Below are 22,045 nucleotides of genomic sequence, written 5' to 3'. Positions count from 1 at the left end.
GCTAAGCCACTTCCCTGGCAAGTCCCGCGCTGAGATCCCGGGTCAGGTCTGCGACGGCGGCAACCCCGCCGTCGCGGATTGCGGCAACCAGCGCGGTGCCCACGATGACGCCCTCAGCGTAGGCAGCGATTTCACGTACCTGCGCTGCAGTGGAAACTCCGAGTCCAACGCAAACACGTTCGGCTCCAGCCTGGTGTGCCGCAGTAACAACGTCCTTGGCAGCACTGCTGACCGAAGTCCGCGCGCCGGTGACACCCATGATGGAGACTGCGTAGACAAAGCCGCGGCTGGCATCCACCGTCCGCTTCATCCGCTCGGGTGTGGAGGACGGTGCCACGAGGAACACCCGGTCCAGCGCGTACTTGTCCGAGGCCTCGAACCATTCTGATGCTTCGTCCGGGATGAGGTCCGGCGTGATCAGCCCTGCTCCCCCTGCCTCGGCCAGCCTGCGGGAGAACTCATCCACGCCCATCCGGACCACGGGATTCCAGTACGTCATGACCAGGACTGCGGCGTCGGTCTTGCTGGTGATGCCGGCCACGACGTCAAAAACCTGACGGACGTGGAAGCCCTTTGCCAGCGCTTCGGTAGTGGCGGCTTGGATGACCGGACCGTCCATGACCGGATCCGAATATGGAATGCCGATTTCGATCAGGTCGGCGCCGTTTTCCGCCAAGGCGATACCCGCGGCGATGGTCTGCTCGACGTCCGGATAGCCAGCGGGGAGGTAGCCGATCAGGGCCGCGCGGCCTTCCGCGCGTGCCTTGTCAATCGCGGCTGCGGACTTGCTGGTCAGTTGGGCCGTGCTCACAGCTGCTCCCCCTCTTTGCCGATTTCGGCTTCCGGTGAATTTTTGTCCAGCAGATCGAACCATTCCGCGGCCTGGGCCACGTCCTTGTCGCCGCGGCCCGACAGGTTGACGATGATGATCTTCTCGGAGGCCTTGCCGCCGGATGCGTCAGCCTCGGCCGCGAGCCGCTGGCCCACCTTGATGGCGCCTGCAAGGGCGTGGGCAGATTCGATGGCGGGAATGATGCCCTCCGTGCGGCAGAGCAGGCGGAAGGACTCCATGGCTTCGCTGTCCGTGATGGGCTCGTAGCTGACCCGTCCGATGTCCGCCAGATAAGCGTGTTCGGGCCCGACGCCCGGGTAGTCCAGGCCTGCGGAGATGGAGTGGGACTCGATGGTCTGCCCGTCGTCGTCCTGCATGAGGTAGGAGCGCGCGCCGTGAAGGACCCCCGGCTTGCCGAGCGTGATGGTGGCCGCGTGCCGTCCGGTCTCGACGCCGTCGCCACCGGCCTCGAAGCCATAGATCCTGACGGAGGGGTCGTCCAGGAAGCCGTGGAAGATGCCGATCGCATTGGAGCCGCCGCCGATACAGGCGACGACGGCATCGGGCAGCTTGCCGGTCTGCTCCAGGATTTGGGCGCGGGCTTCCTCGCCGATGACCTCGTGGAAGTAGCGGACCATGGCAGGGAACGGGTGCGCCCCGGCAGCGGTGCCGAGCAGGTAGTGGGTGTGGCCGACGTTGGCCACCCAGTCACGCAGCGCCTCGTTGATGGCGTCTTTGAGCGTCTGCGAGCCACTGGTCACCGGAACCACAGTGGCCCCGAGGAGTTCCATCCGGGCCACGTTCAGCGCCTGGCGGCGGCAGTCCTCAGCACCCATGTACACCACGCACTCAAGGCCCAGGAGGGCTGCTGCGGTGGCGCTGGCGACGCCGTGCTGTCCCGCACCCGTCTCGGCAATGATGCGGGTCTTGCCCATGCGCTTGGCAAGCAATGCCTGCCCCAGGACGTTGTTGATCTTGTGCGATCCGGTGTGGTTGAGGTCCTCGCGCTTGAGGAAGACCCGGACTCCCCCCGCGTGCTCGGCAAACCGCTTCGCCTCGGTGAGCAGGGACGGCCGGCCTGAGTAGTTTTTGTTCAGGTCAGCGATCTGGGCAACAAAGTCCGGATCGGCCTTGGCCTTCTCGAAGGTGTCCTCAAGCTCGTCCAGGGCGGCGATGAGCGATTCGGGCATCCAGCGTCCGCCATAACCGCCAAAGTAGGGTCCCGGGGCATGCTTCAGTGAGCCGCCCTGCAGGAATGCCTCCGCGGTGGTGTTGTCAGCGTTCTCTGAGGCTTCAACCATCAGTCCCGTCCTGTTCCAGTTGATCGTTCAGAAGTGTTGTGCCGCCGGCACCAGGCCGGCGGTTGCGGGCCTACGCCCGCGCGGCGATGGCGGCAGCGCCGGCTGCAGTGAACTCGGCGATCCGCTCCCGCGGAGTCGAATCGCTCACCAGGGCTTCGCCCACCAGAATCGCGTTTGCGCCGCTCGCCGCGTAATGCGACACGTCCTCCACACCGCGCACGCCCGATTCGGCGATGACCAGCGCTTCGCTGGGGATCAGGCCGGCGAGGGACGCGAAAACGGAACGGTCGACGTCGAGCGTTTTGAGGTTGCGGACGTTGACGCCAATGATGCGCGCCTGCGCGGCGACAGCACGTTCGATTTCGGCTTCGGTGTGCGTCTCCACCAGCACGTTCATGCCCAGTTCGCGGCTGAGGGCGCTGAACTCCTGCAACTGTGTGTCGGAGAGCGCCGCCACGATGAGCAGGATCAGGTCGGCGCCGTGGGCACGGGCTTCCCAGATCTGGTACTCGTCGAGCGTGAAGTCCTTGCGGAGCAAGGGAATATCCACGCTGGCGCGGACGGCGTCCAAGTCAGCGAGGGAGCCGTTGAACCGGCGTTGTTCGGTGAGGACACTGATCACGGCGGCACCGCCGTCGGCGTACTGGACGGCGAGCGAGGCCGGATCCACGATGGTGGCAAGGTCTCCCTTCGAGGGGCTGCGTCGCTTAATTTCGGCGATCACCTTGAGTTCGTCGCGCGGTGCGGCAGGGCCGCCCAGTGCTGCCCACGCATCACGCGCCGGTGCGGCTGCGACGGCCAGATCCTTCAGTTCCGCAAGGGAAACCAGGCCCTTCCTGGCCTCCATATCCTCCCTGACACCGGCATTGATGTCATCGAGAACGGTGGCCATCAGTGGCCGGTGTTCTTCAGCTTGCTGCCTTCGACGCCGTAGCCTGCCTTGCGCATGACGAAGCCCAGGATCAGGCCGAGGACCATAACGCATGCGCCGGCGATGAAGATGGGAGTGTTGGCGATGACAAAGGCGATCGCGGCAATGAGGGCGCCCACCAGCATGACAATCACGCAGGTCCACGCGGCGGGGCTGTTGCCGTGGCCAAGTTCCTGGCTGTGGTCAACGCCGTGGTGTACGGCAGGTGCCTGGGCGGATTTGGACGCGGACGCGGGTGCTTTGCTCATGTGAATCTCCTCAGGATCAATACTGCTTACATTCTGCCATTTTTTGGCCGCAACCTGCCCATCGGCGGGACGGGCAGCGGTTTGGGCGACTTACTCCGGCGGCTGCCGGGTGGGGCTCAGGTGGGATCATCCCCGCGCGAGAGCCTGTCCCAGCTGTCGATCTCATCCACCGGCCCTGCAGCCGTGGCGGAACTTCCCGCCGCGGCACCGTAGGCGGCCCCGTCATATTTGGTGCGGGACTTCCAGTACCGGCCCGCCGGAATGATCAGCAGCGCGCCCAGCGCCAGCAGAATTCCGACGACGACGGCGATCACCGGGAACGCGGTCACCGCAGCTCCCGCGCTGCTTCCGGAGACGCCGGTGGCGGCAGCAATGGAGCCCTGCGCGGCGGCCAGCGGGTCAGCCAGCACCGTGGCGGCTGCGGCGATGATGCCAGCCGCGGCGAGGACCACGATGACGGTAATGACCCACCGTGCGATCCTGCCGGCAATGGAAGCAGCCAGGCCCCCGGCCAGGGCCACCAGTGCCAGGGCCGTCACCGCCGTTGCTGCCTTGCTGCCCTGGACCGTGAGGGCGTTCTGGCCCCCCGCCGTCTGGCCCACCTGGTTCGGATCGAGGGTGACAGTGATCCAGTTTTGCGTGGTGGTGCCGAAGACTGCCAGGGCCAGCACAGCGATCAGCAGGACCAACGTTGACTTCCGGGCCCAGACCGGGGTCATTCGCGTGCCTTCCCCGGCTCGGGCAGCGTCTCTGCGGTGATGTTGCGCAGCGATCCGGCCGTGTGCACCGCACGGAGCGGGGCGGCCGCCTTGTTCACGGTTTCTATCGCTTCGGTGGGGTTCACCGAATCCGCCACGATGCCGCCGCCGGCCTGGACGTAGGCGCGGCCTTCACGGAGCAGGGCAGAGCGGATGGCGATGGCCATATCCATGTCGCCGGCGAAATCCAGGTAGCCCACCACGCCGCCATAGATCCCGCGCCGGTGCGGCTCCAACTGGTCCAGCAGCCGCAGGGCACGCGGCTTAGGTGCACCCGAGAGCGTACCTGCCGGGAACGTCGCTCTGAGGACGTCGTAGGCCTTCGCCTGTGGGGACAAGGTCCCCACCACGGTGGAAACAAGGTGCATGATGTGGCTGAACCGTTCCACCTCCATGAACTGGGTGACGTCAACGGTGCCAGCGACGCAGACCTTGGACAGGTCGTTGCGGGACAGGTCCACCAGCATCAGGTGCTCGGCGCGTTCCTTCTGGTCCGCCAGGAGTTCCTCGGCCAAGGCCTTGTCCCCTTCAACCGTCTTGCCGCGGGGCCGCGAACCGGCGATGGGGTGCGTAATGACTTCATCACCGGTCACGGTCACCAGGGCCTCCGGTGAGGACCCGACGATGGTGTACTCCCGGCCGTCGGCGTCTTCGAGGCTGAAGAGGTACATATACGGGCTGGGATTGGTGTTGCGCAGGACCCGGTACACGTCCAGGGGCGAGGCTCCGCACTCCATTTCGAAGCGGCGGGAGATCACCACCTGGAAGACTTCACCGTCCACGATGGCTTCCTTGCCCCGGTCCAGCGCCGCCAGGTACGCGGGTTCTGCCCAGCGCTCCTGGACGCTGGAGGCGAAGTCCAGGGCAGCGGGTTCCAGGACGGAGACCGGCTGGGCAACCGGTGTGCTGACTTTGGTGAGGAGTGCTTTCACCCGGGCAACGGCGTCGTGCCAGGCCTCGTCCACGCGCTCGGAGCTGTTATCGAAGTTAATGGCGTTGGCGATGAGCAGCACGCTGCCGTCGTGGTTGTCATGGACGGCCATGTCCGTCACCAGGTTCAGTGCCAGCTCGGGAAGGTGGAGATCATCTTCGGGCGGGCTGGTCAGGCGTTCCCAGTGCCGGACGGTTTCCCAGCCGAGGAAGCCCACAAGACCGGACGTGAACGGCGGCAGGCCCTCGAACCTGCTGGTCCGCAGCGCTTCGATGGTGTCACGGATGGCGTCCACCGGGTTGCCGTCCAGGGGCACCCCTGCCGGGGGCTGCCCCAGCCAGTGGGCCTGGCCGTCCTTGGTGGTCAGCGTGGCCCGGGATTTAGCGCCGATGAAGGAATACCGCGACCACGCGCCGCCCACCGCCGCGGACTCCATCAGAAAGGTTCCCGTCTGGCCGTTGGCCAGCTTCCGGTACAGGCCGATGGGCGTCTCGGCATCCGCCAGCACCTTGAGTGTGACGGGGATGACCCGGCTGGTGCCGGCGAGTTCGCGGAACTCCTCGAGGCCCGGGCTGATGATTCCAAGGTCCTGCATGGCTATGCTTCTCCGCCTGTTCTTGTGTGCCGCCGCGGGCGGCGGCAGTCTTTATGCTGGCAAAAGTATGTAGCCTGTGGCGAATTCCGCCCCAGGGAGTAGGTCAGAGGGCCGGGCCTGCTTGGACTTCAAGTGCACGCCCGTCGAAGCAGGTGCGGGTGCCCGTATGGCAGGCCGCGCCAACCTGGTCGACCCTGACCAGCAGGGCATCGCCGTCGCAGTCCACGGCCACTGATTTGACCCACTGGACGTGGCCCGAGGTGTCCCCCTTGCGCCAATACTCCTGGCGGGAGCGGGAGTAGAACGTGACCCGGCCGCTGGTCATGGTGCGGTGCAGCGCCTCATCATCCATCCACCCCAGCATCAGCACCTCGTTCGTGTCGAATTGCTGGACCACCGCAGCGACGAGGCCAGAACTGTCGCGCTTGAGCACCGCGGCCACGCCCGGCGGAAGCGGGCTGGTGGCGGGGGCCAAGACAGATACGGGGGCGGGGGCGGGCTGCTCAGACATCAAGCCAAGTCTAGTGCCTGATCTACGGCCACCTAATATGCGCCACCCGGCATACGAAACTGCGTGTTACCAACGGCACGTGCCCCGTGGCGGTTCTGCTGCCCAACTCCCCCGCTCTCGTGCTAGTTTCACAAGTGATGCATTACGTTGATCCGTCCCGCGAAGTCCTGGCCGAAACCCTCCTGGCGGCCGGTCCTGATGCCCCCACCCTCTGCCGAGGCTGGAGCACCAGGGACCTTGCCGCGCACCTCTACCTGCGGGAACGCAAAGCGGCCGTGGGCCTGGGCCTGATCATCAAGAGCCTGTCCAAGGCCTCGGACAAGGCCACCGCCAAGCTCGCCGCGAAGCTGAAGACCTCGGACGACTACGCGGGCCTGGTCAATACGTTCCGCGGCGGACCGCCTGCCCTGTCACCCATGAAGATCAAGGCACTGGACGAGAGCTCCAACCTGATCGAATACTTCGTCCACACGGAGGACGTGCGCCGGGCCGTTGACCGCTGGGCTCCGCGGGCCTTGGACGAGGCGTATTCAGACGCCCTCTGGGCCGAGCTCATCAAGCGGGCCGCTATCCTTTACCGCGGCGTGGACCTGGGCATTGTGTTGGTTCGTCCCTCCGGGCCCCGGCACGTAGCCAAGCGCGCACCTGTTTCAGTGGCGATCGTCGGCGAGCCCGGTGAACTGCTGATGCATGCCCACGGCCGTACACGCCACGCCCTCGTCACGTTCGAAGGCCAGCCGGACGCCGTCGCGCTCCTCCAGTCAGCCGAAGTCGGCCTGTAGCTTCCAACCCTTAATACACCAACGCGGGGTCACTTTTCGCCCGAAAACCTTCGTTTTTTGGGCGAAAAGTGACCCCGCGTTGCCCGGCGGTCGGGCGTTAGCGGACTTCGAAGCCTGCTTCGCGGATGGCCTGCTTGACCTGGGCCATCATGTTGTCCGGGCCCCAGTGGAAGATCGAGGCAGCCAGGACGGCGTCGGCACCCGCGGCCACGGCCGGCGGGAAGTGGGCCGGTTCACCGGCGCCGCCTGAGGCGATGATCGGAACTTTCACAGCGGCCCGCACCAGCCGGATGAGTTCGAGGTCGAAGCCGTCCTTGGTGCCGTCTGCGTCGATGGAGTTGAGCAGGATTTCACCGATGCCGCGGTCGGCGGCTTCCCTGGCCCACGCCACGGCGTCGATGCCGGTGCCGGTGCGTCCCCCATGGGTGGTTACTTCAAAGCCCGACGGCGTCGGCTCGGATCCGGGGCGCGTCCGGCGGGCGTCGACGGACAGGACGAGAACCTGCGACCCGAAGTGCCGGCTGATTTCGTTGATGACATCCGGCCGGGCAACGGCGGCGGTGTTGATGGAGGCTTTGTCCGCGCCGTAGCGAAGGAGCTTGTCCACCTCGGCCACGCCGCGGACGCCACCCCCGACGGTCAGCGGGATGAAGACTTCCTCGGCGGTGCGGCGGACCACGTCGAACGTGGTTTCGCGGTTACCGGATGATGCGGTGACGTCCAGGAACGTGAGCTCATCAGCGCCCGCATTGTCGTAGCGGTGGGCCAGCTCCACAGGGTCGCCTGCGTCACGGAGCCCCTCGAAGTTGATGCCCTTCACGACGCGTCCGGCGTCGACGTCGAGGCACGGGATAACTCGTACAGCTACAGCCATGGGTACTCCTCGTCAGATGCGGCAGGCGTGGATGCTGCTGACCAGGATGGCGCGGGCGCCGAGGTCGTAGAGCTCATCCATGATCCGGTTGGTTTCCTTCTTCGGGACCATGGACCGCACGGCCACCCACTCGGAGTCACGCAGCGGTGAGACGGTGGGCGACTCGAGGCCGGGCGTCAGGGCCGCAGCCTGTTCCACGAGTTCCTTGCGGATGTCGTAGTCCATGAGGACGTACTGCCGCGCCACAAGCACACCCTGCAGGCGGCGGATGAGTACGTCGATCTCCTTGGCGGTGCCGTTCGCGGCGCCGCCGTTGCCGGTGCGGCGGATCAGGACAGCCTCCGACTTCAGGATCGGATCGCCGAAGATTTCCATGCCGGCGGCCTTGAGGGTGTTTCCGGTTTCGACGACGTCGGCAATCGCGTCCGCGACGCCCAGGCGCACCGAGGATTCAACGGCGCCGTCGAGCCTGACGACTTTGGCGTTGACGCCACGCTCCGCAAGGTAACCGCGAAGCAGGCCGTCGTAGCTCGTGGCGAGGCGCTTGCCTTCAAGTTCCTCAACCTTGCTGAAGTCGCCCACCGGCCCGGCGAAGCGGAACGTGGAGGCAGCGAAGCCCAGGGGCAGCAACTCCTCGGCCTCCACCTCCGCGTCCAGCAGCAAGTCGCGGCCGGTGATGCCGACGTCGAGCGTTCCCCGGCCGACGTAGACGGCGATGTCCCGCGGGCGGAGGAAGAAGAATTCAATGTCGTTGTCCGGGTCCATCATGACCAGCTCGCGGGTGTCGCGGCGCTGGCGATAGCCGGCTTCGGACAGCATGGCCGAGGCGGCTTCAGACAGGGAACCCTTGTTGGGGACGGCTACTCGCAGCATGGGGGTCTTTCTTGTTGGAAGGTCTATTGATCAGGCAAACGGGCCACTCGGGGCAACGGCGGACCAGGAAGTCCGCACGGTGCGCAGTGGCTACAGATGCTTGTAGACGTCTTCCAGGGTCAGGCCCTTAGCAAGCATCAGAACCTGCAGGTGGTACAGCAGCTGGGAAATTTCCTCGGCCGTAGCCTCATCGGATTCGTACTCAGCGGCCATCCAGACTTCGGCTGCTTCCTCCACGACTTTCTTGCCGATGCCGTGGACTCCGGACTCCAATTCAGCGACGGTGCGGGAGCCTGCCGGACGGGTGGCTGCCTTCTCACTCAGTTCAGCGAACAGCGTCTCGAAATTCTTCACGCCCTACAGCCTACTTGCTGAGGGCCTGACGGCGCCTGTCGGGCCGTCGCATGACGGGCGCGATGTGAGAGAACACACAGGCCCGCCAATTGCGACGTGTCGAACTGTTACTTGTACGGCTTGAGGAGGACGGCCGTGGCCAGGGCCGCCGTCACTGCTTCGTGCCCCTTATCCTCGCTGGAGCCGGGGAGTCCCGCGCGGTCCAGGCCCTGCTGCTCCGTATCGCAGGTGAGCACGCCGAACCCGACCGGCACTCCGGTGGAGACGCTCACCTCGGTAAGTCCCGACGTCGCGGCCTGGCAGACGTACTCGAAGTGCGGCGTGCCGCCGCGGATCACGACGCCGAGCGCCACCACTGCGTCAAAGTGCGGCGCCAGCCGCGCGGCAGCGACCGGAAGCTCGAAGGCGCCCGGAACCCGCAGGACGGTGGGTTCGCTGATGCCTGCTTCCTTGGCCGCGCGCAGTGCACCGTCCAGGAGTCCGTCCATGATCTGGGTGTGCCAGCTGGCTGCCACAATGGCCAGCCGCAGCTGTGACGTTTCCGCCGGGTTCAGGGTGGTGAGGTCGATATCTGGTGCGCCGTGTCCGCTCATGCGTGTGTCTGGTCCGTTCAGTCTTGTTCGTGGGCGAAAGTGTCAGCAGCGGCGGCAGGCACCGATGCAACGTGGGTGTCCAGCGTCAGCCGGTGCTCCATGCGGTCCTTTTTGGTCTGCAGGTAGCGGATGTTCTGGTCGCGGGACGGAACCTCGGTGGGAACCATCTCCACCACCTTCACGCCGGCCTTGGCGAGCCGGTTTTGTTTGTCGGGGTTGTTACTCAGGAGCCGGACCTCGTGCAGGCCCATCTCGGCCAGAATCTGGGCGGCAGCCTTGTAGCACCGGGCGTCCACGGGCAGCCCGAGCTGCTCGTTGGCCTCCACCGTGTCAAAGCCGGCCTCCTGGAGGGCATAGGCCTTGATCTTGTTGGCCAGGCCGATCCCCCGGCCTTCCTGTCCGCGGAGGTACAGCAGTGTGCCGCCGAACTCGTTGATGAGTTCCAAGGCATAGGCCAGCTGTTCGCCGCAGTCACAACGGTAGGAACCGAAGACGTCGCCGGTCAGGCACTCGGAATGGAGCCTGACCAGGGGCGCGACACCGTCCTTGGGAGGATTGGGTGAGCTCACCGCGAGGTGCTCGGCACCCGTGACCAGGTCGGTCCAGGCCTGCGTAATGAAGTCGCCATAGGCGGTGGGCAGCTGCACGATTGGGCCGGCGCTGACCGGGTGATGGGCATGGCCGTTGCTGGCTGCCCCGCGGTGGTGGCCGTTCTGGTGGCTATCGTCCGAAAGTCCGGGAACCGTCATCGTTACTCCTCTACTCCGCCCGGGCGTCCGGCCCGGTGTTGCTGTCGGCGGGAGCCGCGGCCCCTGCTTCAAGGTAAGCCACCAAGTCCTCAATCGAGATCAAGGGGCACCCGTGTTCGGCGGCGAATGCGCGCAGCCCGTCGAGCCGCATCATTTCACCGTCGTCGTACACTACCTCGGCGATCACGCCCACCGGCTCCAGCCCGGCAAGCCGGCAGAGGTCCACGGCCGCTTCGGTGTGGCCGGGGCGTTCACGCACTCCCCCGTTAACGGCCCGGAGCGGAAAAATATGCCCGGGCCTGGTCACGCTTGCCGGCCCGGCAGCGGGGTCTGCCAGCACGCGTGCGGTCAGCGCACGGTCCGTGGCGGAAATGCCGGTGCTGACGCCCACCGCCGCATCGCAGGAAACGGTGTAGGCCGTTCCCTTCGCGTCCTGGTTCACGGCGACCATGGGCGGCAGTCCCAGGGCGTCGGCACGGTCCCCGGTCAGCGGGACGCAGATGACGCCGGAGCTGTAGCGGATGGTCCAGCCCATCAGGGCCGGCGTGGCATGCTGGGCCGCGAAGATGATGTCGCCTTCGTTTTCGCGGTCCTCGTTATCGACCACCAGCACGGGCATGCCGGCGGCCATGGCGCGGACGGCGTCTTCCACGAGGTCAAGCCCTCTGGCTGTGCCAGGGCGCGGCGTCGCATCCGTGACGGGCTCGAGGCGGACTGTCGCGTTCATCGGGTTCCTCCGTTTGCTGCGCGGGTGCTGAATGCCAGCAGCCGTTCGGTGTACTTGGCCAGCACATCCACTTCCAGGTTGACCCGGCTACCGGTGCTCTTGGCTCCCAGGCCCGTGTCGGCGAGGGTGGTGGGGATCAGCCCCACTTCGAACCAGGGTTCGGCCTCGTGCGCCGGGCTGACGGCCGTGACGGTGAGCGAGACGCCGTCGATCGCGATGGAGCCCTTCTCCGCGATATAGCGGGCGAGGTTCGCCGGCACGGCGAACCGGAGGCGTTCCCAGTTGCCCAAGGCTTCGCGTTCCACCAGCTGCCCGACTCCGTCTACGTGTCCCTGCACAACGTGGCCGTCCAGCCGGCCGCCGGCCGGGACGCAACGCTCCAGATTGACCGAGTCACCGGCAGCGAGCTCGCCGATGGTGCTGCGCACCAGGGTTTCGCCCATGACGTCAACGCTGAAGTCCTTACCCTCAATTTCGGTGGCAGTCAGACAGACGCCGTTCACGGCAATTGACCCACCCAGGGCAAGTCCGTCGGTGGTGCCCGGGGCATGCAGCCGGAGGGTTGCGCTGGTATCGCCGTCACGCTCCACGGACAGGACCTGTCCTTGTTCGGCAATAATTCCGGTAAACATCAGTAGCCTCCCATGGCTGGTTCCGCGGCAGTGCGGGATGGTTGTGGTTCCAAAGCTTCGATTGGTTCTGGACGGAGGTGCAGCCTCAGGTCACGTCCCAGCGTCAGTACCGCGCCGCCGTCGGCCGGGTCCCACTCCCAGTGCTGCGCCTCTGCAAGGGTGGTGATTCCCAAACCGTTCAGGGCCGGCGTTCCAGATCCCAACAGGGTTGGCGCGAGGTAGACAATGAGTTCGTCCACGAGCCCGGCAGCGAGGAAGGAACTGAGGATGCGCGAGCCGCCTTCCACCATGACGTGGCGGATTCCCGCTCCGTACAGCAGCGACAACGCCTCCTGCGGATCGCGTGTGGGAAGGTGGAGCACGTGGCCGTCATCGCCTCGGACTGCGGCATCGGCCGGGATCTCCCGCAGTCCCATCACAGCGCGCAGTGGCTGTTTGCCGGAGGTGGCTCCGGATGCGTCACGCGCGGTCAGGCGGGGGTTGTCCACCAGCACCGTCTGGGTGCCGACGAGGATGGCGTCGATCCGGCCCCGCAAGCCGTGGTTGTCAGCGAGCGATTCGGGGGACGAAATCCATTGGCTTGTCCCGTCCTCCGCCGCGATCCGGCTGTCCAAGGTCTGGGCGATGTGCAGGGTCACGAAGGGCCGTTGGCCTGCCACGGCCAGGAACCATTGGCGGTTCAGCTCAAACGCTTCGACTGCGGCAAGCCCGCTGCGGACCTTGACGCCGGCGTTCCGCAGGGTGGCTGCGCCGCCGGCGGCAGGGTCATGGGGATCGTCGACGGCATACACCACGTCTTTAATCCCTGCAGCGATGATCGCCTGGGTGCAGGGTCCTGTCCTGCCTCGATGGTCACAGGGTTCCAGCGTGATCACCATCGTGCAGCCGGTCAGGTCCAGCCCCGCCGCTTCCGCCTGGCTGATCGCATCCGCTTCGGCGTGGGGGGTTCCAGCGCCGCGGTGGTACCCGGTCACCAGGTGGCGGCCTTCGGCATCAATCACGACGGCGCCCACCAGCGGGTTAGCTCCGCGCGGGCCGCGCAGGGCTGCTTCGAGAGCTGCGTCCATGGCGGCGGTCTCGGCGGTGCTGAACGCCGTCACCGTGCCGGCCCCGGTCATAGGGCAGCCACCGTGTTGGCGTTGTCGGCGTCCCGTCCACGGGACAGCCTGGCTTCAAAGAGCCATCGCAAGGGGTTCATGTGTGTGTCGTTCCTTCCCTCTAGAACCGCGATGGCTCCGGGGGTATACGACAGCAGAAGGCCGCGGCGTCGCTATGACGCCGCAGATACAGCTGTACGTGCTTCTCTCATCCAGACTTTAACTGTCGGTACCGGAATTTCACCGGTTCAACCGTCCGCCGGATCCCTCCCTGGTTTGGGGAAAGCGCCGGCTCGCGGGTCGCGGACTATCACCGCCGGTTCGGACTTACACCGACCCCGGAGCACGTATTGTGTGTTGCTATTGTGCCATAACTACTGGGAGGCCCAGACTATTCCCCGGACCGGCTGCGTAACTTAAGGCTGCCGGCCTCGCGCAGGCGTCCGATGGCTGCGGCAGGGTCTTCGGCACCGTAAACGGCCGAGCCGGCCACAAAGACGTTAGCCCCCGCCTCCGCCGCGCGGAGGATCGTCTCCTCGGTGATGCCGCCGTCAACCTGGAGGGCAACGTCCAGCCCGGAGCCGTCGATGGCCGCGCGGGCGCGCCGGATCTTGGGGAGTGTCAGGTCAAGGAACGCCTGGCCACCGAAACCCGGCTCCACGGTCATGATCAGGAGCAGGTCCAGTTCTTCAAGCATGTCCAGGTAGGGTTCCACGGCGGTGGCCGGCCGCAGTGCCATGCCGGCTTTGGATCCGCGGGCCCTCAGTTCCCTGGCAAGCTTGACCGGCGCAATGGATGCCTCGGCGTGGAAGGTCACCGACGCCAGGCCGGCGTCGGCGAATCCGGGCGCCCAGCGGTCTGCGTCCGAGATCATCAGGTGGGCATCCAGCGGGACGGGGCTGACCGCCTGGATCCGCTGGACCACGGGAAGCCCAAGGGTCAAGTTGGGGACAAAGTGGTTGTCCATGACGTCCACGTGGACGGCGTCTGCGTTGCTGATCCGCTGCAGCTCGGCTTCGAGGTTGACGAAGTCGGCGGAGAGAATGCTCGGGTTGATGCAGCATTGCGGCATGGGTGAACCTTTCACGGGTCAGGCCTTTTTGCGAATGAGGGCCAGGAACATGGCATCGGTGCTGTGGATGTGCGGCCAGAGCTGGGCCGTGGAATCGTGGCCGGCCCCCAGGTTTCCGGTCAGGCTCACGCCGTCCAGCACCGAGCCGGCGTCCAGAAGCTCCAGGTCGTCGCGCTTCCGAAGCGCATCGGTGACGACGGCGGTGGTTTCGGCCGGGTGCGGTGAACAGGTCACGTAGGCCACCACTCCGCCGGGGCGGACGGCGTCCAGTGCGGATTTAAGGAGGGCACGCTGCAGCGGGCCAAGGTCGGCCAGGTCCTTGGGCGTGCGGCGCCAGCGGGACTCCGGCCGGCGTCGAAGGGCACCAAGTCCGCTGCAGGGAACGTCAACCAGGACACGGTCGAAGGATGCGGGCTGTTCAGCGCCCACCTCCCGGCCGTCCCCGGTCCGGACCCGCCAGACATCCCCGGGCACTGCGGACAGGGCCTGGCTGACGAGCTTGGCACGGTGCGGAGCCGGTTCGTTGGCGAGCAGCGTGGCACCTTGTTGCCGGGCGAGGGCGCCGAGCAGTGCGGCTTTGCCGCCTGGACCGGCACACAAATCCAGCCAGCGTTCGCCTGCCCCGTGGGGCGCCGTGCCGGTACCCGTCCCCAGATCTACGGCCGCCATCGCCCGGGCCACCAGCTGTGAGCCGACGTCCTGGACACGGGTGCTGCCTTCGCGCACCGAGGCCAGCCGGCCGAGGTCGCCGCCGCTGGAAAGCGCTGAGCCTTCCACAAGTTCACCCGGAGTGGCCCCGTTTTCCAAAGCCTCATCCAGGCTTCCCAGGCCCGGCAGGGCAACCAGGTTGACCACCGGAGCGGCATTGTCGGCTTCCAGCAGGTCCCTAATCTCCGCGGCGGAGCGTCCGTGCGCTACCAGCGACTGCCGCATGGCACGGACAATCCATTCCGGGTGAGCGTAGCGGATGGCGGCGATTTTGGTTTCGTCGCTTTCCCCGGCAACGAGCAGTTCAACCCACTCTTCCAGGGTGTGTGCCGTGACCTTTCGCAGCACCGCATTGATCAGGGCGGACGGGCCGGCCCCGATCACGGCTCGCGCCAGCCCAACTGTCTGGTCCAGCGCCGCGTGGGCCGGCACGCGCATGGCCAGCAGTTGATGGACGCCGATGCGCAAGGCGTCAAGGATGGCTGGATCCAGCTGGTCCAGCGGCCGGTCCACGCAGCGGGCCAGGACGGCGTCGTAAGTGCCCTGGCCGCGCAAGGCACCGTAGCTCAATTCGGTGGCGAAGCCGGCGTCGCGTTTGTCGAGGCCGTGATGCCGGATACGGGACGGTAGCACCAGGTTGGCGTAGGCGTCTTCGGCGGCTACTGCGCGGAGGACTTCAAAGGCCACCAGGCGTGCTGGATCCGCCCGGCGTGTGCGCTGCGCGGGAGCGTTCTCGGTGAAACTCTTGTGGGAGCTGCGGTTCCGTTCACGGCCCTGGGCGTTGCGCTGGCTGTTGTCGCGTGGGCCGCCCTTGCCGCGGCCGCTCCCGCTGCCGCCTCTGCCTCGGCCGCCTGCATTACCGCCGGACTCGCTCATTCGAACACCACGCTTTCCAGTGAAGCCATGCCGCGGGCCCAATCGGCCGCGGCCATCATTTTCTTGCCGGCGGGCTGGACCTTGGTCAGTTCCACCGCGTGGGACCCTGTCCCCACCAGCACATTCTTCCCCTCGAGGAGCACTGCGCCCGGCTTCAGGTCCGAGTTGTCGGGCCGAAGCCGAACGGGTTCCAGCTTGACCCTCTGACCCTCCAGCGTGGTCCAGGCCCCGGGCTCGGGAGTGACCCCCCTGGCCCTCCGCCCGATGGCCAGGGCGGGCTGCTTCCAGTCGAGCCGGCCATCTTCGATGGTCAGTTTGGGCGCCAGCGAAACGTCTCCCACTTGCGGCTGCGGTGCCGCCTTTCCGGCTTCCACGGCCGACAAGGTCTGCGCGAGGAGGACGGCGCCACTGTGGGACAGCCGTTCCAGCAGCGCTCCAGAGGTGTCGTTCGGTCCAACGCCCTCGGTCAGCGTCCCGTAGACGGGGCCGGTGTCCAGTCCCTCCTCCAGCAGGAAGGTGACAGCGCCGGTCACGTCATCGCCGGCAATGACGGCCCGCTGCACGGGGGCAGCACCGCGCCACGCGGGAAGGAGGGAGAAGTGAAGGTTTATCCAGCCATGCGGCGGAACATCGAGGGCGGCCCGCGGAATCAATCCCCCGTAGGCCACGATGGCGGCGACATCCGGGGTGGCGGCGGCGATGTGCGCCGTGACGGCGTCGTCAACGCGGGTGGCGTGGATGACGTCGATGCCGAGCTCGGTGGCGCGGACGGCAACGGGCGACGGCGTCAGCACGCGTTTGCGGCCGATGGGCGCGTCCGGGCGGGTCAGGACGGCAACGACGTCAAAGCCGGCGTTAACCAGGGCGTCCAGGGAGGGAACGGCGACCGCCGGTGTGCCTGCAAAAAGGACCCTCATGAGTTCGTGCCGCCGCCGAAACTGGTCCCGCCGAAGCTGCCGCCCCCAAAACTGGAGCCGACGGTCTTGGCGCGCTTCGCCGTCGTGCGTTCAGTGATGGCGTCATAGTTGGCATTCCTGATGGACCGCAGCGCAGTCTTCCGGTCTTCCCCCTCGAGGCGGTCGGTATAAAGGATGCCGTCAAGGTGGTCGGTTTCGTGCTGGAAGCAGCGGGCCAGCATGCCCTCCCCCTCGACGGTGACAGGGTTGCCGTGCAGGTCCACGCCGGTGACCTTCGTGGCCCTAAACCGGCGGACGGGGAATCCCAGACCCGGGATGGAGAGGCACCCTTCCACCTGGTCGGCCTGGTAGTCGTCGCTGTTTTCCAGGACAGGGTTGATGATGTGGCCGTCAACACCGCCCACACGATAGGTAAAGACTCTTTGGCTGACACCGATCTGCGGCGCGGCCAGGCCTGCGCCTTCCACGTCTTCCATGGTCTCGGTCATGTCCGCAACGAGCTTGGCGAGCTCGGGCCCGAATTCCGTCACAGGATCGGCCACTGTGCGGAGCACGGGATCACCAATGATGCGGATATTCAGAATGGCCATGTGCTGTCTTTCCTCACGGTGGGTGTTGGCGAACCTATCCAGTTTAGGTGCAGGGGCACCGCTGCCGGGACTGCTGCCTTGGCGCCGCCAGTACTGCTAGGCGCTGCGCACCTGCACTGACGGTGGCGGAGCTAAGGGAAGGAGTGCTGTACCCGCGGCGACTGTGTCTGCGGAGAGCTCCCAGACGCGGCGCAGGGCGCAGAACTTCCACCAGTGATGTTTGAGGACCTCCGGGTTGGCGCGGACCGGCCGGACCTCGGTCTCCCCAATCGCCACGGCAAGAAGCAACGGGTTTTCGCCGTACTTCCATGCCTCCCATTCCCCGGCGACCGGGTCCACCAGGCTTTCCTCGGCCTTCATGCCGGCCACGAGCTGCATGACCACCTTGTCATCAAGCGGTTTGACGGTGCCGTCCCGCGTGGTGCCTTTGGTCTTGTAGTCGATGAGGCAGATGCGGCCGTTGATGCGCGCCACAAGGTCCAGCGTGCCGGCATAGCCCACGGACTTGTTCCAGACGGTAATTTCGGGGGCGATGGGTTCCACATCATAGAGTTCCCACCACTCATCAAACCGCAATGCAAAGGCTTCCTCGCCGTTGGCTGCCAAGGCCTCGCGGGTCTCCTTCATGGCGTGCGGCCGGCCCAGGGCCCGGAGTGCCACCTGCTCGCAGTAGTTGTGGACCCGGTCACCGCGTTTTGCGGCGTCATCGCGGTATGTCTCGGCCGCCTTCGAGGCCCGGTTGACGGCCTGCCGGATTTTGGCCGGACTGCCCAGGCAGTCGGCGAGCAGCGGGTCCTTGGCCAGGCTGCTGGCACCCATATAACCGAACCAGCCATCCAAGCCGTGCGGTTGCTGGCCGATCACGGTGGTGATGGACGGAACAGAAAACTGCTCGGAAGTGGACCGCGCATACATGCGGCCGTATTCCGTGGCGTGGGCAAGGAGTGGATCAGTCATACAACGACTCTTTCACAGGGGGCTGACAAAAAAGGGGGACACAAAAAAGGTCCGTTCCCGCTCGGCTTGAGCGGGAACGGACCTGATTCCTCGGTGGGCGATACTGGGTTCGAACCAGTGACCTCTTCGGTGTGAACGAAGCGCGCTACCACTGCGCCAATCGCCCCGATGCCTTTGAATGCTAGCGGACCCAACGGGGTTTATGGAAATCGAGATTGCGTCTGCCACGAATTACACCACTGTAATTCACAAAAACCCCTAGATTGCAGCGATCCACGGCCATCGCCATCCGGCCGGGACGTCCGATTTGGAGATTCCCTGAACCTCCTATAGAGTTCTTACTCGTTGGAACGCGAGGAAATGCCCGAAACGGCACGGAATCAACAGCCAACATGCGGACGTAGCTCAGCTGGTAGAGCACCACCTTGCCAAGGTGGATGTCGCGAGTTCGAATCTCGTCGTCCGCTCGCAGGACACTGTCACGGCAAGGGATCTTCGGAAACCGCGCTTACACGGTGGGTTGGCCGAGAGGCGAGGCAGCGGCCTGCAAAGCCGTTTACACGGGTTCGAATCCCGTACCCACCTCGGTGAAAACCATGGCTTTCGGGTTCTTTCCGGATGGCAATGGGCGATTGGCGCAGCGGTAGCGCGCTTCCCTGACACGGAAGAGGTCACTGGTTCGATCCCAGTATCGCCCACCAAGCAAGGCAACTTGCTTCATGTGGTCAGTTTGGCTCCGGTCAGGACTTACTTCATACGCGGACGTAGCTCAGCTGGTAGAGCACCACCTTGCCAAGGTGGATGTCGCGAGTTCGAATCTCGTCGTCCGCTCTCTTCTCCCAGAAACACCCCCATTAAACCGGTCCTCCGGTTGCGGGCGATTGGCGCAGCGGTAGCGCGCTTCCCTGACACGGAAGAGGTCACTGGTTCGATCCCAGTATCGCCCACAGCAGCAGCTCCTCGTGAGCTGCTTTTTTGTTGCCCGTTTCAGGACGGTTCAGCTTGGAGCGAGGTATCGGGCGTGATCCGCTCCGAGCGAACGCCTACCACCCCTTATTTCCTTGGCACGCCCAGGAGACAGGGCTAGTATCGGTTGCGGAGGAGCGACCTGGCTCCGCGATTGAAGGGAGGTGCTCGTGGGACTAATTGACGATCTTAAGGGCAAGGCTCAGGGTCTGATTCATGGCAACGAGCAAGCCATCAAGGACGGCATCACCAAGGCCGGGGACTTCGTCGACACCAAGACCGGCGGCAAGTACGCCGGACATGTTGACAAGATCCAGGATGGCGCTTCCAATCTCGTTGATAAAAACGGAACACCGGGCGAGACCCCTGCCAGCGAGCAGGTACCGCCGGTCAATCCCGTTCCGCCGGTGCCGCCGGTTGACCGGGCTCCGTAACAAGGATTTGGCCAGGGCTTTGCCCTAGTACGTCAAGGAGGTGTGGGTCCCGCCGGGAGGCGGCACCCACACCTTTGGCGTCTAAGCGGCCCAAACTAGGACGGCTCGTGGTTCTGGCCCTCGCGTGCCAAGGCGGTCAGGCGCGATACGGCGCGGTAGTACTTCTTGGTGTAGCCACCGTGCATCATCTCGTCGGTGAAGAGCTTGTCGAAGGGGACGCCGCTGGCCAGGATGGGCACATCCTTGTCGTAGAGGCGGTCCGCCAACACCACAAAGCGCAGGGCAACTGCCTGCTCGGTGATGGTTTCCACGTTGCGCCACACTACGCCGTCGATGCCGTCGATGAGCTGCCGGTACCGGCTCGGGTGGACACCGGCGAGGTGGCTGATCAGCGAACTGAATTCGTCCTGGGCCACCGTCTTACCGTCAAACTCCGCCTTCATCTGGGCAGCGAGCTGGCTGTTTTTCAGCGGGGCCGGCGCAGCCGGCAGGCCGCGGTGGCGGAAATCCTCGCCGTCGATTCTGATGACATCGAACTGATCCGCGAGGACCTGGATCTCACGGGCAAAGTCGACGGCGGCAAAGCGGCCGTCACCCAGTGAGCCCGGCAGGGTGTTGGACGTGGCGGCGAGCTTCACGCCGGCGTCGGCCAGTTCACGCATCAGACGCGACATCAGCACCGTGTCGCCCGGATCATCGAGCTCGAATTCGTCAATGCACACCAGCTTGTAGTGGCTCAGTGCCTCAACGGTCTTCCGGAACGAGAGGGCACCAACCAGGTTGGTGTACTCCACGAAGGTGCCAAACGCCTTGGGGCCAGGGGCGGCGTGCCACAGTGAAGCCAGCAGGTGGGTCTTGCCTACGCCGAATCCGCCGTCCAGATAGATCCCTGCCCTGGTTTCGACCTTCTTGGCGAAGAGCTTCTTAAACAGCCCCGCTCCATCGCCGGCACCGACGCCGGCGGCGAAACCCTCCAACGCCTTGACCGCCGCCGCCTGGGACGGCTGGTTGGGGTCCGGCCGGTAACTGGCGAAAGAGACCTGGCCAAACCGCGGGGAAGGATAAAAACCCTTAAGGAGCTCATCCACCGACACCGCCGGAGTGCGTGCGGCAAGCTGTTCGATCTGTACCAAGGTGGTCCGTTCTGCTGGTGGGTTGTCCCCAGAAAGAATACCGGCAACGGACCGGCCATCCCCCGCCAGGCCGCCGTCCGTGGCCGCCGCGTGACAAAGGCCACATTTCCCCCCGTTAACGTCCGGGCGGACATGCTGGACTGCCATGGCTAGGCTGGGGTGAGGTTCGGACCATGTGCAGATCCGCCACACACCTCGATGAAAGGCCACCATGCCCTACGCCGTTGAACAGAACGAAAAGTTTGCCGCCTACGCCAATCCTGAGCGCCTGGTGTCCACTGACTGGCTGGCCGCCGCCCTGGAAGCGGGCGCAGTTGCTGACGGGAAGCTCGTGGTGGTGGAGTCCGATGAAGACGTCCTCCTCTACGAGACGGGCCACATCCCCGGCGCCGTCAAGATTGACTGGCACACCGACCTCAATGACGAGGTGACCCGCGACTACGTCAACGGTGAGGAGTTCGCCGCCCTGGCGGCGTCGAAGGGCATCTCCCGCGACACCACCGTGGTGATCTACGGTGACAAGTCGAACTGGTGGGCTGCCTACGCCCTCTGGGTCTTCACCCTCTTCGGCCACGAGGATGTCCGGCTGCTCGATGGCGGCCGGGACAAATGGATTGCCGAAGGCCACAAGCTCACCACCGACCGGCCTTCGCCCACACCCGGCGAGTACCCGGTGGTGGACCGCAACGATGCCCCGATCCGGGCGTTCAAGGAAGATGTGCTGGCACACTTCGGCAAGCCGCTCATCGATGTCCGCTCCACCGAGGAATACACCGGCCAGCGGACCCACATGCCGGCCTACCCTGAAGAAGGCGCGCTGCGGGGCGGCCACATTCCGTCGGCCGTGTCGATCCCCTGGGCACGTGCGGCGGCGGGCGATGGCACGTACCGCAACCGGGGCGAACTGGAGGCACTGTACCTGGGCGAGGCCGGCCTCAAGGAAGGCGACGATGTTGTGGCGTACTGCCGCATTGGCGAGCGTTCCAGCCACACCTGGTTCGCCCTGAAGTACCTTCTGGGCTTTGAAACGGTCCGTAACTACGACGGATCCTGGACCGAGTGGGGCAACGCCGTGCGCGTGCCGATCGCCAAGGGAACCGAGCCCGGCACGGTACCGGCGTAAACTGGACCTGATGAGTACCCAAGCCCTTCCCACCGCGCTGGCGGATATCGTTGACGACTTCCAGGCCCTGACCGAACCCGATCGGCTGCAACTGTTGCTGGAATTCTCCCAGGGACTCCCTGAGCTTCCGGAACGGTTGAAGGACCACCCGGAACTCCTTGAGCAGGTCGTGGAGTGCCAGTCACCGCTGTTCCTGACCATCGAGACGGAAAAGAACGACGCCGGCAGTCCGGACAGCGTGCGGCTGTACTTCAAAGCACCCCCGGAAGCCCCCACAACACGGGGATTCGCGGGAGTCCTGCACGAGGGACTTGATGGGCTCAGCGCTGCGGAAATCCTGGCCGTTCCGGACGACATGCCCGAACTGCTGGGCCTCACGCGCGCCATCACACCACTGCGCATGAGGGGCATGACCGCCATGTTGGGACGCATCAAGCGCAAGGTCGCCGCCACCCAGCGGCCTGAGGCCTGAGGTCCAACC

Annotated in this window: 25 protein-coding genes, 6 tRNA genes and 1 riboswitch; of the genes, 9 read left to right on the top strand and 22 right to left on the bottom strand. The window is 65.6% G+C overall.

Annotated elements, in window-relative coordinates; translation table 11 throughout:
- Window position 1 precedes the first annotated feature (1 nt).
- The 7 genes from trpA to hisI form a co-directional block, all read right to left on the bottom strand.
- Window positions 2-811, bottom strand: a complete 810-nt coding sequence (trpA, locus tag AB4Y73_RS06780) for a tryptophan synthase subunit alpha (protein ID WP_441870180.1) — start codon at window positions 809-811, stop codon at window positions 2-4.
- Window positions 808-2,133, bottom strand: coding sequence for a tryptophan synthase subunit beta (trpB, locus tag AB4Y73_RS06775; RefSeq protein WP_441870178.1), 1,326 nt, complete (start codon window positions 2,131-2,133; stop codon window positions 808-810). Before trpB ends, trpA begins: the two co-directional genes overlap by 4 nt.
- A gap of 70 nt (window positions 2,134-2,203) precedes the next feature.
- Window positions 2,204-3,025, bottom strand: a complete 822-nt coding sequence (gene trpC / locus AB4Y73_RS06770) for an indole-3-glycerol phosphate synthase TrpC (RefSeq protein ID WP_441870176.1) — start codon at window positions 3,023-3,025, stop codon at window positions 2,204-2,206.
- Window positions 3,025-3,312 (bottom strand): HGxxPAAW family protein, encoded by a 288-nt coding sequence (locus tag AB4Y73_RS06765; RefSeq protein ID WP_441870174.1) that lies wholly within the window; start codon window positions 3,310-3,312, stop codon window positions 3,025-3,027. Before AB4Y73_RS06765 ends, trpC begins: the two co-directional genes overlap by 1 nt.
- Before the next feature lie 116 nt (window positions 3,313-3,428).
- Complete coding sequence (locus AB4Y73_RS06760) at window positions 3,429-4,031, bottom strand: Trp biosynthesis-associated membrane protein (RefSeq protein ID WP_441870172.1); 603 nt, start codon at window positions 4,029-4,031, stop codon at window positions 3,429-3,431.
- Window positions 4,028-5,596, bottom strand: a complete 1,569-nt coding sequence (locus AB4Y73_RS06755) for an anthranilate synthase component I (RefSeq protein WP_441870170.1) — start codon at window positions 5,594-5,596, stop codon at window positions 4,028-4,030. Before AB4Y73_RS06755 ends, AB4Y73_RS06760 begins: the two co-directional genes overlap by 4 nt.
- A 103-nt stretch (window positions 5,597-5,699) precedes the next feature.
- Complete coding sequence (gene hisI, locus AB4Y73_RS06750) at window positions 5,700-6,107, bottom strand: phosphoribosyl-AMP cyclohydrolase (protein ID WP_441870168.1); 408 nt, start codon at window positions 6,105-6,107, stop codon at window positions 5,700-5,702.
- 137 nt (window positions 6,108-6,244) lie between these two features.
- On the opposite strand from hisI, the gene AB4Y73_RS06745 reads away from it, so the two are divergent.
- On the top strand, window positions 6,245-6,889 hold the full coding sequence (locus AB4Y73_RS06745) for a TIGR03085 family metal-binding protein (RefSeq protein WP_441870166.1): 645 nt from the start codon (window positions 6,245-6,247) through the stop codon (window positions 6,887-6,889).
- Window positions 6,890-6,986: 97 nt separating this feature from the next.
- Here AB4Y73_RS06745 and hisF read toward each other — a convergent pair whose 3' ends face one another.
- The 14 genes from hisF to AB4Y73_RS06675 all read right to left on the bottom strand — a co-directional run bounded on the left by hisF (window position 6,987) and on the right by AB4Y73_RS06675 (window position 18,074).
- Window positions 6,987-7,763, bottom strand: a complete 777-nt coding sequence (hisF, locus tag AB4Y73_RS06740; RefSeq protein ID WP_441870164.1) for an imidazole glycerol phosphate synthase subunit HisF — start codon at window positions 7,761-7,763, stop codon at window positions 6,987-6,989.
- A 12-nt stretch (window positions 7,764-7,775) separates the two neighbouring features.
- Complete coding sequence (hisG, locus tag AB4Y73_RS06735) at window positions 7,776-8,636, bottom strand: ATP phosphoribosyltransferase (protein WP_441870162.1); 861 nt, start codon at window positions 8,634-8,636, stop codon at window positions 7,776-7,778.
- A gap of 90 nt (window positions 8,637-8,726) precedes the next feature.
- On the bottom strand, window positions 8,727-8,990 hold the full coding sequence (locus AB4Y73_RS06730; RefSeq protein ID WP_056345618.1) for a phosphoribosyl-ATP diphosphatase: 264 nt from the start codon (window positions 8,988-8,990) through the stop codon (window positions 8,727-8,729).
- Between the two features lie 107 nt (window positions 8,991-9,097).
- Window positions 9,098-9,583 carry a 6,7-dimethyl-8-ribityllumazine synthase gene (gene ribH, locus AB4Y73_RS06725; protein WP_441870159.1) on the bottom strand — a complete coding sequence of 162 codons (486 nt, stop codon included), beginning with the start codon at window positions 9,581-9,583 and terminating at the stop codon, window positions 9,098-9,100.
- Window positions 9,584-9,600: 17 nt separating this feature from the next.
- Entirely contained in the window at window positions 9,601-10,332 is a 732-nt protein-coding gene (gene ribA, locus AB4Y73_RS06720) for a GTP cyclohydrolase II (RefSeq protein ID WP_441870157.1), read from the bottom strand.
- 10 nt (window positions 10,333-10,342) lie between these two features.
- Window positions 10,343-11,059, bottom strand: coding sequence for a 3,4-dihydroxy-2-butanone-4-phosphate synthase (ribB, locus tag AB4Y73_RS06715; RefSeq protein ID WP_441870155.1), 717 nt, complete (start codon window positions 11,057-11,059; stop codon window positions 10,343-10,345).
- Complete coding sequence (locus tag AB4Y73_RS06710; protein WP_441870153.1) at window positions 11,056-11,691, bottom strand: riboflavin synthase; 636 nt, start codon at window positions 11,689-11,691, stop codon at window positions 11,056-11,058. The genes ribB and AB4Y73_RS06710 overlap by 4 nt, the downstream gene beginning before the upstream one ends.
- The gene (gene ribD, locus AB4Y73_RS06705) at window positions 11,691-12,809 is read right to left on the bottom strand and encodes a bifunctional diaminohydroxyphosphoribosylaminopyrimidine deaminase/5-amino-6-(5-phosphoribosylamino)uracil reductase RibD (RefSeq protein WP_441870151.1); all 1,119 of its coding nucleotides are present in this window, start codon (window positions 12,807-12,809) and stop codon (window positions 11,691-11,693) included. Before ribD ends, AB4Y73_RS06710 begins: the two co-directional genes overlap by 1 nt.
- Window positions 12,810-12,983: 174 nt before the next feature.
- Window positions 12,984-13,139, bottom strand: a riboswitch (FMN riboswitch).
- 40 nt (window positions 13,140-13,179) lie between these two features.
- Window positions 13,180-13,860 carry a ribulose-phosphate 3-epimerase gene (gene rpe / locus AB4Y73_RS06700; RefSeq protein WP_441870283.1) on the bottom strand — a complete coding sequence of 227 codons (681 nt, stop codon included), beginning with the start codon at window positions 13,858-13,860 and terminating at the stop codon, window positions 13,180-13,182.
- A gap of 18 nt (window positions 13,861-13,878) precedes the next feature.
- Window positions 13,879-15,444 carry an RsmB/NOP family class I SAM-dependent RNA methyltransferase gene (locus AB4Y73_RS06695; RefSeq protein WP_441870149.1) on the bottom strand — a complete coding sequence of 522 codons (1,566 nt, stop codon included), beginning with the start codon at window positions 15,442-15,444 and terminating at the stop codon, window positions 13,879-13,881.
- The gene (gene fmt / locus AB4Y73_RS06690; RefSeq protein ID WP_441870147.1) at window positions 15,441-16,361 is read right to left on the bottom strand and encodes a methionyl-tRNA formyltransferase; all 921 of its coding nucleotides are present in this window, start codon (window positions 16,359-16,361) and stop codon (window positions 15,441-15,443) included. Before fmt ends, AB4Y73_RS06695 begins: the two co-directional genes overlap by 4 nt.
- Window positions 16,358-16,951, bottom strand: coding sequence for a peptide deformylase (gene def, locus AB4Y73_RS06685; RefSeq protein WP_441870145.1), 594 nt, complete (start codon window positions 16,949-16,951; stop codon window positions 16,358-16,360). The genes fmt and def overlap by 4 nt, the downstream gene beginning before the upstream one ends.
- 96 nt (window positions 16,952-17,047) lie before the next feature.
- Window positions 17,048-17,908: a cytochrome gene (locus AB4Y73_RS06680; protein ID WP_441870143.1), complete on the bottom strand. Its 861-nt coding sequence runs from the start codon at window positions 17,906-17,908 to the stop codon at window positions 17,048-17,050.
- Window positions 17,909-18,002: 94 nt separating this feature from the next.
- Window positions 18,003-18,074, bottom strand: a tRNA-Val gene (locus tag AB4Y73_RS06675).
- A gap of 228 nt (window positions 18,075-18,302) precedes the next feature.
- On the opposite strand from AB4Y73_RS06675, the gene AB4Y73_RS06670 reads away from it, so the two are divergent.
- The 6 genes from AB4Y73_RS06670 (at window position 18,303) to AB4Y73_RS06645 (ending at window position 19,308) form a co-directional block, all read left to right on the top strand.
- Window positions 18,303-18,375, top strand: a tRNA-Gly gene (locus tag AB4Y73_RS06670).
- 47 nt (window positions 18,376-18,422) lie between these two features.
- Window positions 18,423-18,493 (top strand) — tRNA-Cys (locus tag AB4Y73_RS06665).
- Between the two features lie 41 nt (window positions 18,494-18,534).
- Window positions 18,535-18,609, top strand: a tRNA-Val gene (locus AB4Y73_RS06660).
- Window positions 18,610-18,666: 57 nt separating this feature from the next.
- A tRNA-Gly gene (locus AB4Y73_RS06655) sits at window positions 18,667-18,739 on the top strand.
- 44 nt (window positions 18,740-18,783) lie between these two features.
- A tRNA-Val gene (locus tag AB4Y73_RS06650) sits at window positions 18,784-18,855 on the top strand.
- Between the two features lie 189 nt (window positions 18,856-19,044).
- A complete protein-coding gene (locus AB4Y73_RS06645; protein WP_441870141.1) occupies window positions 19,045-19,308 on the top strand; it encodes an antitoxin in 264 nt (87 codons plus the stop codon).
- Between the two features lie 95 nt (window positions 19,309-19,403).
- Here AB4Y73_RS06645 and zapE read toward each other — a convergent pair whose 3' ends face one another.
- Window positions 19,404-20,441 (bottom strand): cell division protein ZapE, encoded by a 1,038-nt coding sequence (gene zapE / locus AB4Y73_RS06640; protein WP_441870139.1) that lies wholly within the window; start codon window positions 20,439-20,441, stop codon window positions 19,404-19,406.
- A 211-nt stretch (window positions 20,442-20,652) separates the two neighbouring features.
- On the opposite strand from zapE, the gene AB4Y73_RS06635 reads away from it, so the two are divergent.
- Window positions 20,653-21,564 (top strand): sulfurtransferase, encoded by a 912-nt coding sequence (locus tag AB4Y73_RS06635; RefSeq protein ID WP_441870137.1) that lies wholly within the window; start codon window positions 20,653-20,655, stop codon window positions 21,562-21,564.
- Between the two features lie 10 nt (window positions 21,565-21,574).
- Entirely contained in the window at window positions 21,575-22,036 is a 462-nt protein-coding gene (locus AB4Y73_RS06630) for a SufE family protein (RefSeq protein WP_441870135.1), read from the top strand.
- Window positions 22,037-22,045: the final 9 nt, after the last annotated feature.

It is taken from the genome of Pseudarthrobacter sp. TAF60_1, assembly GCF_052113505.1.
In the GTDB taxonomy this organism is placed as follows: domain Bacteria; phylum Actinomycetota; class Actinomycetes; order Actinomycetales; family Micrococcaceae; genus Arthrobacter.
Note: the sequence above shows the minus strand (reverse complement) of the source record. Positions and strands in the feature narration are given on the sequence as shown.

What these genes read in the sequence shown, in the direction of transcription:
- rpe (WP_441870283.1), bottom strand. Translation starts at nt 13,860, where the DNA reads ATGCCGCAATGCTGCATCAACCCGAGCATTCTCTCCGCCGACTTCGTC.
- AB4Y73_RS06695 (WP_441870149.1), bottom strand. Translation starts at nt 15,444, where the DNA reads ATGAGCGAGTCCGGCGGTAATGCAGGCGGCCGAGGCAGAGGCGGCAGC.
- AB4Y73_RS06755 (WP_441870170.1), bottom strand. Translation starts at nt 5,596, where the DNA reads ATGCAGGACCTTGGAATCATCAGCCCGGGCCTCGAGGAGTTCCGCGAA.
- hisI (WP_441870168.1), bottom strand. Translation starts at nt 6,107, where the DNA reads ATGTCTGAGCAGCCCGCCCCCGCCCCCGTATCTGTCTTGGCCCCCGCC.
- ribB (WP_441870155.1), bottom strand. Translation starts at nt 11,059, where the DNA reads ATGAACGCGACAGTCCGCCTCGAGCCCGTCACGGATGCGACGCCGCGC.
- hisF (WP_441870164.1), bottom strand. Translation starts at nt 7,763, where the DNA reads ATGGCTGTAGCTGTACGAGTTATCCCGTGCCTCGACGTCGACGCCGGA.
- AB4Y73_RS06630 (WP_441870135.1), top strand. Translation starts at nt 21,575, where the DNA reads ATGAGTACCCAAGCCCTTCCCACCGCGCTGGCGGATATCGTTGACGAC.
- ribH (WP_441870159.1), bottom strand. Translation starts at nt 9,583, where the DNA reads ATGAGCGGACACGGCGCACCAGATATCGACCTCACCACCCTGAACCCG.
- AB4Y73_RS06680 (WP_441870143.1), bottom strand. Translation starts at nt 17,908, where the DNA reads ATGACTGATCCACTCCTTGCCCACGCCACGGAATACGGCCGCATGTAT.
- ribD (WP_441870151.1), bottom strand. Translation starts at nt 12,809, where the DNA reads ATGACCGGGGCCGGCACGGTGACGGCGTTCAGCACCGCCGAGACCGCC.
- trpC (WP_441870176.1), bottom strand. Translation starts at nt 3,025, where the DNA reads ATGGCCACCGTTCTCGATGACATCAATGCCGGTGTCAGGGAGGATATG.
- AB4Y73_RS06765 (WP_441870174.1), bottom strand. Translation starts at nt 3,312, where the DNA reads ATGAGCAAAGCACCCGCGTCCGCGTCCAAATCCGCCCAGGCACCTGCC.
- def (WP_441870145.1), bottom strand. Translation starts at nt 16,951, where the DNA reads ATGGCCATTCTGAATATCCGCATCATTGGTGATCCCGTGCTCCGCACA.
- AB4Y73_RS06760 (WP_441870172.1), bottom strand. Translation starts at nt 4,031, where the DNA reads ATGACCCCGGTCTGGGCCCGGAAGTCAACGTTGGTCCTGCTGATCGCT.
- hisG (WP_441870162.1), bottom strand. Translation starts at nt 8,636, where the DNA reads ATGCTGCGAGTAGCCGTCCCCAACAAGGGTTCCCTGTCTGAAGCCGCC.
- AB4Y73_RS06745 (WP_441870166.1), top strand. Translation starts at nt 6,245, where the DNA reads ATGCATTACGTTGATCCGTCCCGCGAAGTCCTGGCCGAAACCCTCCTG.
- AB4Y73_RS06635 (WP_441870137.1), top strand. Translation starts at nt 20,653, where the DNA reads ATGCCCTACGCCGTTGAACAGAACGAAAAGTTTGCCGCCTACGCCAAT.
- AB4Y73_RS06710 (WP_441870153.1), bottom strand. Translation starts at nt 11,691, where the DNA reads ATGTTTACCGGAATTATTGCCGAACAAGGACAGGTCCTGTCCGTGGAG.
- ribA (WP_441870157.1), bottom strand. Translation starts at nt 10,332, where the DNA reads ATGACGGTTCCCGGACTTTCGGACGATAGCCACCAGAACGGCCACCAC.
- trpB (WP_441870178.1), bottom strand. Translation starts at nt 2,133, where the DNA reads ATGGTTGAAGCCTCAGAGAACGCTGACAACACCACCGCGGAGGCATTC.
- fmt (WP_441870147.1), bottom strand. Translation starts at nt 16,361, where the DNA reads ATGAGGGTCCTTTTTGCAGGCACACCGGCGGTCGCCGTTCCCTCCCTG.